The sequence below is a fragment of the Pandoraea anhela genome (genome assembly GCF_902459655.1).
GTDB lineage: Bacteria > Pseudomonadota > Gammaproteobacteria > Burkholderiales > Burkholderiaceae > Pandoraea > Pandoraea anhela.
Genome location: NZ_CABPSB010000043.1, coordinates 1 through 5463 on the forward strand (window position 1 = coordinate 1; position 5463 = coordinate 5463).

Genomic DNA, 5463 nt, shown 5'->3' on the forward strand with positions numbered 1-5463 from the left:
GTTCTTATTACCCTTCTGAATGTCACGCTGATTATTTTGACTTTGAGCGTATCGAGGCTCTTAAACCTGCTATTGAGGCTTGTGGCATTTCTACTCTTTCTCAATCCCCAATGCTTGGCTTCCATAAGCAGATGGATAACCGCATCAAGCTCTTGGAAGAGATTCTGTCTTTTCGTATGCAGGGCGTTGAGTTCGATAATGGTGATATGTATGTTGACGGCCATAAGGCTGCTTCTGACGTTCGTGATGAGTTTGTATCTGTTACTGAGAAGTTAATGGATGAATTGGCACAATGCTACAATGTGCTCCCCCAACTTGATATTAATAACACTATAGACCACCGCCCCGAAGGGGACGAAAAATGGTTTTTAGAGAACGAGAAGACGGTTACGCAGTTTTGCCGCAAGCTGGCTGCTGAACGCCCTCTTAAGGATATTCGCGATGAGTATAATTACCCCAAAAAGAAAGGTATTAAGGATGAGTGTTCAAGATTGCTGGAGGCCTCCACTATGAAATCGCGTAGAGGCTTTGCTATTCAGCGTTTGATGAATGCAATGCGACAGGCTCATGCTGATGGTTGGTTTATCGTTTTTGACACTCTCACGTTGGCTGACGACCGATTAGAGGCGTTTTATGATAATCCCAATGCTTTGCGTGACTATTTTCGTGATATTGGTCGTATGGTTCTTGCTGCCGAGGGTCGCAAGGCTAATGATTCACACGCCGACTGCTATCAGTATTTTTGTGTGCCTGAGTATGGTACAGCTAATGGCCGTCTTCATTTCCATGCGGTGCACTTTATGCGGACACTTCCTACAGGTAGCGTTGACCCTAATTTTGGTCGTCGGGTACGCAATCGCCGCCAGTTAAATAGCTTGCAAAATACGTGGCCTTATGGTTACAGTATGCCCATCGCAGTTCGCTACACGCAGGACGCTTTTTCACGTTCTGGTTGGTTGTGGCCTGTTGATGCTAAAGGTGAGCCGCTTAAAGCTACCAGTTATATGGCTGTTGGTTTCTATGTGGCTAAATACGTTAACAAAAAGTCAGATATGGACCTTGCTGCTAAAGGTCTAGGAGCTAAAGAATGGAACAACTCACTAAAAACCAAGCTGTCGCTACTTCCCAAGAAGCTGTTCAGAATCAGAATGAGCCGCAACTTCGGGATGAAAATGCTCACAATGACAAATCTGTCCACGGAGTGCTTAATCCAACTTACCAAGCTGGGTTACGACGCGACGCCGTTCAACCAGATATTGAAGCAGAACGCAAAAAGAGAGATGAGATTGAGGCTGGGAAAAGTTACTGTAGCCGACGTTTTGGCGGCGCAACCTGTGACGACAAATCTGCTCAAATTTATGCGCGCTTCGATAAAAATGATTGGCGTATCCAACCTGCAGAGTTTTATCGCTTCCATGACGCAGAAGTTAACACTTTCGGATATTTCTGATGAGTCGAAAAATTATCTTGATAAAGCAGGAATTACTACTGCTTGTTTACGAATTAAATCGAAGTGGACTGCTGGCGGAAAATGAGAAAATTCGACCTATCCTTGCGCAGCTCGAGAAGCTCTTACTTTGCGACCTTTCGCCATCAACTAACGATTCTGTCAAAAACTGACGCGTTGGATGAGGAGAAGTGGCTTAATATGCTTGGCACGTTCGTCAAGGACTGGTTTAGATATGAGTCACATTTTGTTCATGGTAGAGATTCTCTTGTTGACATTTTAAAAGAGCGTGGATTACTATCTGAGTCCGATGCTGTTCAACCACTAATAGGTAAGAAATCATGAGTCAAGTTACTGAACAATCCGTACGTTTCCAGACCGCTTTGGCCTCTATTAAGCTCATTCAGGCTTCTGCCGTTTTGGATTTAACCGAAGATGATTTCGATTTTCTGACGAGTAACAAAGTTTGGATTGCTACTGACCGCTCTCGTGCTCGTCGCTGCGTTGAGGCTTGCGTTTATGGTACGCTGGACTTTGTAGGATACCCTCGCTTTCCTGCTCCTGTTGAGTTTATTGCTGCCGTCATTGCTTATTATGTTCATCCCGTCAACATTCAAACGGCCTGTCTCATCATGGAAGGCGCTGAATTTACGGAAAACATTATTAATGGCGTCGAGCGTCCGGTTAAAGCCGCTGAATTGTTCGCGTTTACCTTGCGTGTACGCGCAGGAAACACTGACGTTCTTACTGACGCAGAAGAAAACGTGCGTCAAAAATTACGTGCAGAAGGAGTGATGTAATGTCTAAAGGTAAAAAACGTTCTGGCGCTCGCCCTGGTCGTCCGCAGCCGTTGCGAGGTACTAAAGGCAAGCGTAAAGGCGCTCGTCTTTGGTATGTAGGTGGTCAACAATTTTAATTGCAGGGGCTTCGGCCCCTTACTTGAGGATAAATTATGTCTAATATTCAAACTGGCGCCGAGCGTATGCCGCATGACCTTTCCCATCTTGGCTTCCTTGCTGGTCAGATTGGTCGTCTTATTACCATTTCAACTACTCCGGTTATCGCTGGCGACTCCTTCGAGATGGACGCCGTTGGCGCTCTCCGTCTTTCTCCATTGCGTCGTGGCCTTGCTATTGACTCTACTGTAGACATTTTTACTTTTTATGTCCCTCATCGTCACGTTTATGGTGAACAGTGGATTAAGTTCATGAAGGATGGTGTTAATGCCACTCCTCTCCCGACTGTTAACACTACTGGTTATATTGACCATGCCGCTTTTCTTGGCACGATTAACCCTGATACCAATAAAATCCCTAAGCATTTGTTTCAGGGTTATTTGAATATCTATAACAACTATTTTAAAGCGCCGTGGATGCCTGACCGTACCGAGGCTAACCCTAATGAGCTTAATCAAGATGATGCTCGTTATGGTTTCCGTTGCTGCCATCTCAAAAACATTTGGACTGCTCCGCTTCCTCCTGAGACTGAGCTTTCTCGCCAAATGACGACTTCTACCACATCTATTGACATTATGGGTCTGCAAGCTGCTTATGCTAATTTGCATACTGACCAAGAACGTGATTACTTCATGCAGCGTTACCATGATGTTATTTCTTCATTTGGAGGTAAAACCTCTTATGACGCTGACAACCGTCCTTTACTTGTCATGCGCTCTAATCTCTGGGCATCTGGCTATGATGTTGATGGAACTGACCAAACGTCGTTAGGCCAGTTTTCTGGTCGTGTTCAACAGACCTATAAACATTCTGTGCCGCGTTTCTTTGTTCCTGAGCATGGCACTATGTTTACTCTTGCGCTTGTTCGTTTTCCGCCTACTGCGACTAAAGAGATTCAGTACCTTAACGCTAAAGGTGCTTTGACTTATACCGATATTGCTGGCGACCCTGTTTTGTATGGCAACTTGCCGCCGCGTGAAATTTCTATGAAGGATGTTTTCCGTTCTGGTGATTCGTCTAAGAAGTTTAAGATTGCTGAGGGTCAGTGGTATCGTTATGCGCCTTCGTATGTTTCTCCTGCTTATCACCTTCTTGAAGGCTTCCCATTCATTCAGGAACCGCCTTCTGGTGATTTGCAAGAACGCGTACTTATTCGCCACCATGATTATGACCAGTGTTTCCAGTCCGTTCAGTTGTTGCAGTGGAATAGTCAGGTTAAATTTAATGTGACCGTTTATCGCAATCTGCCGACCACTCGCGATTCAATCATGACTTCGTGATAAAAGATTGAGTGTGAGGTTATAACGCCGAAGCGGTAAAAATTTTAATTTTTGCCGCTGAGGGGTTGACCAAGCGAAGCGCGGTAGGTTTTCTGCTTAGGAGTTTAATCATGTTTCAGACTTTTATTTCTCGCCATAATTCAAACTTTTTTTCTGATAAGCTGGTTCTCACTTCTGTTACTCCAGCTTCTTCGGCACCTGTTTTACAGACACCTAAAGCTACATCGTCAACGTTATATTTTGATAGTTTGACGGTTAATGCTGGTAATGGTGGTTTTCTTCATTGCATTCAGATGGATACATCTGTCAACGCCGCTAATCAGGTTGTTTCTGTTGGTGCTGATATTGCTTTTGATGCCGACCCTAAATTTTTTGCCTGTTTGGTTCGCTTTGAGTCTTCTTCGGTTCCGACTACCCTCCCGACTGCCTATGATGTTTATCCTTTGGATGGTCGCCATGATGGTGGTTATTATACCGTCAAGGACTGTGTGACTATTGACGTCCTTCCCCGTACGCCGGGCAATAATGTTTATGTTGGTTTCATGGTTTGGTCTAACTTTACCGCTACTAAATGCCGCGGATTGGTTTCGCTGAATCAGGTTATTAAAGAGATTATTTGTCTCCAGCCACTTAAGTGAGGTGATTTATGTTTGGTGCTATTGCTGGCGGTATTGCTTCTGCTCTTGCTGGTGGCGCCATGTCTAAATTGTTTGGAGGCGGTCAAAAAGCCGCCTCCGGTGGCATTCAAGGTGATGTGCTTGCTACCGATAACAATACTGTAGGCATGGGTGATGCTGGTATTAAATCTGCCATTCAAGGCTCTAATGTTCCTAACCCTGATGAGGCCGTCCCTAGTTTTGTTTCTGGTGCTATGGCTAAAGCTGGTAAAGGACTTCTTGAAGGTACGTTGCAGGCTGGCACTTCTGCCGTTTCTGATAAGTTGCTTGATTTGGTTGGACTTGGTGGCAAGTCTGCCGCTGATAAAGGAAAGGATACTCGTGATTATCTTGCTGCTGCATTTCCTGAGCTTAATGCTTGGGAGCGTGCTGGTGCTGATGCTTCCTCTGCTGGTATGGTTGACGCCGGATTTGAGAATCAAAAAGAGCTTACTAAAATGCAACTGGACAATCAGAAAGAGATTGCCGAGATGCAAAATGAGACTCAAAAAGAGATTGCTGGCATTCAGTCGGCGACTTCACGCCAGAATACGAAAGACCAGGTATATGCACAAAATGAGATGCTTGCTTATCAACAGAAGGAGTCTACTGCTCGCGTTGCGTCTATTATGGAAAACACCAATCTTTCCAAGCAACAGCAGGTTTCCGAGATTATGCGCCAAATGCTTACTCAAGCTCAAACGGCTGGTCAGTATTTTACCAATGACCAAATCAAAGAAATGACTCGCAAGGTTAGTGCTGAGGTTGACTTAGTTCATCAGCAAACGCAGAATCAGCGGTATGGCTCTTCTCATATTGGCGCTACTGCAAAGGATATTTCTAATGTCGTCACTGATGCTGCTTCTGGTGTGGTTGATATTTTTCATGGTATTGATAAAGCTGTTGCCGATACTTGGAACAATTTCTGGAAAGACGGTAAAGCTGATGGTATTGGCTCTAATTTGTCTAGGAAATAACCGTCAGGATTGACACCCTCCCAATTGTATGTTTTCATGCCTCCAAATCTTGGAGGCTTTTTTATGGTTCGTTCTTATTACCCTTCTGAATGTCACGCTGATTATTTTGACTTTGAGCGTATCGAGGCTCTTAAACCTGCTATTGAG

Annotated in this window: 8 protein-coding genes; all 8 read left to right on the forward strand. The window is 44.6% G+C overall.

Annotation, left to right across the window (positions count from 1 at the left end; translation table 11 throughout):
• A partial coding sequence (locus tag PAN31108_RS27320; protein ID WP_244868575.1) for a replication endonuclease occupies positions 1-1535 on the forward strand: 1535 nt, incomplete at its 5' end.
• Positions 1468-1620, forward strand: coding sequence for a hypothetical protein (locus tag PAN31108_RS27325; RefSeq protein WP_435988044.1), 153 nt, complete (start codon positions 1468-1470; stop codon positions 1618-1620). The genes PAN31108_RS27320 and PAN31108_RS27325, both read left to right, overlap by 68 nt.
• Positions 1553-1792, forward strand: coding sequence for a phage DNA packaging protein C (locus PAN31108_RS27330; RefSeq protein ID WP_016670801.1), 240 nt, complete (start codon positions 1553-1555; stop codon positions 1790-1792). Before PAN31108_RS27325 ends, PAN31108_RS27330 begins: the two co-directional genes overlap by 68 nt.
• On the forward strand, positions 1789-2247 hold the full coding sequence (locus PAN31108_RS27335; protein ID WP_000084700.1) for a scaffolding protein D: 459 nt from the start codon (positions 1789-1791) through the stop codon (positions 2245-2247). The genes PAN31108_RS27330 and PAN31108_RS27335 overlap by 4 nt, the downstream gene beginning before the upstream one ends.
• The gene (locus PAN31108_RS27340) at positions 2247-2363 is read left to right on the forward strand and encodes a phage DNA packaging protein J (protein WP_000033471.1); all 117 of its coding nucleotides are present in this window, start codon (positions 2247-2249) and stop codon (positions 2361-2363) included. Before PAN31108_RS27335 ends, PAN31108_RS27340 begins: the two co-directional genes overlap by 1 nt.
• 36 nt (positions 2364-2399) lie before the next feature.
• Positions 2400-3683 carry a major capsid protein gene (locus PAN31108_RS27345; protein WP_000065572.1) on the forward strand — a complete coding sequence of 428 codons (1284 nt, stop codon included), beginning with the start codon at positions 2400-2402 and terminating at the stop codon, positions 3681-3683.
• A gap of 110 nt (positions 3684-3793) precedes the next feature.
• A complete protein-coding gene (locus tag PAN31108_RS27350; protein ID WP_000487867.1) occupies positions 3794-4321 on the forward strand; it encodes a hypothetical protein in 528 nt (175 codons plus the stop codon).
• An 8-nt stretch (positions 4322-4329) separates the two neighbouring features.
• On the forward strand, positions 4330-5316 hold the full coding sequence (locus PAN31108_RS27355) for a Minor spike protein (protein ID WP_000466547.1): 987 nt from the start codon (positions 4330-4332) through the stop codon (positions 5314-5316).
• Positions 5317-5463: the final 147 nt, after the last annotated feature.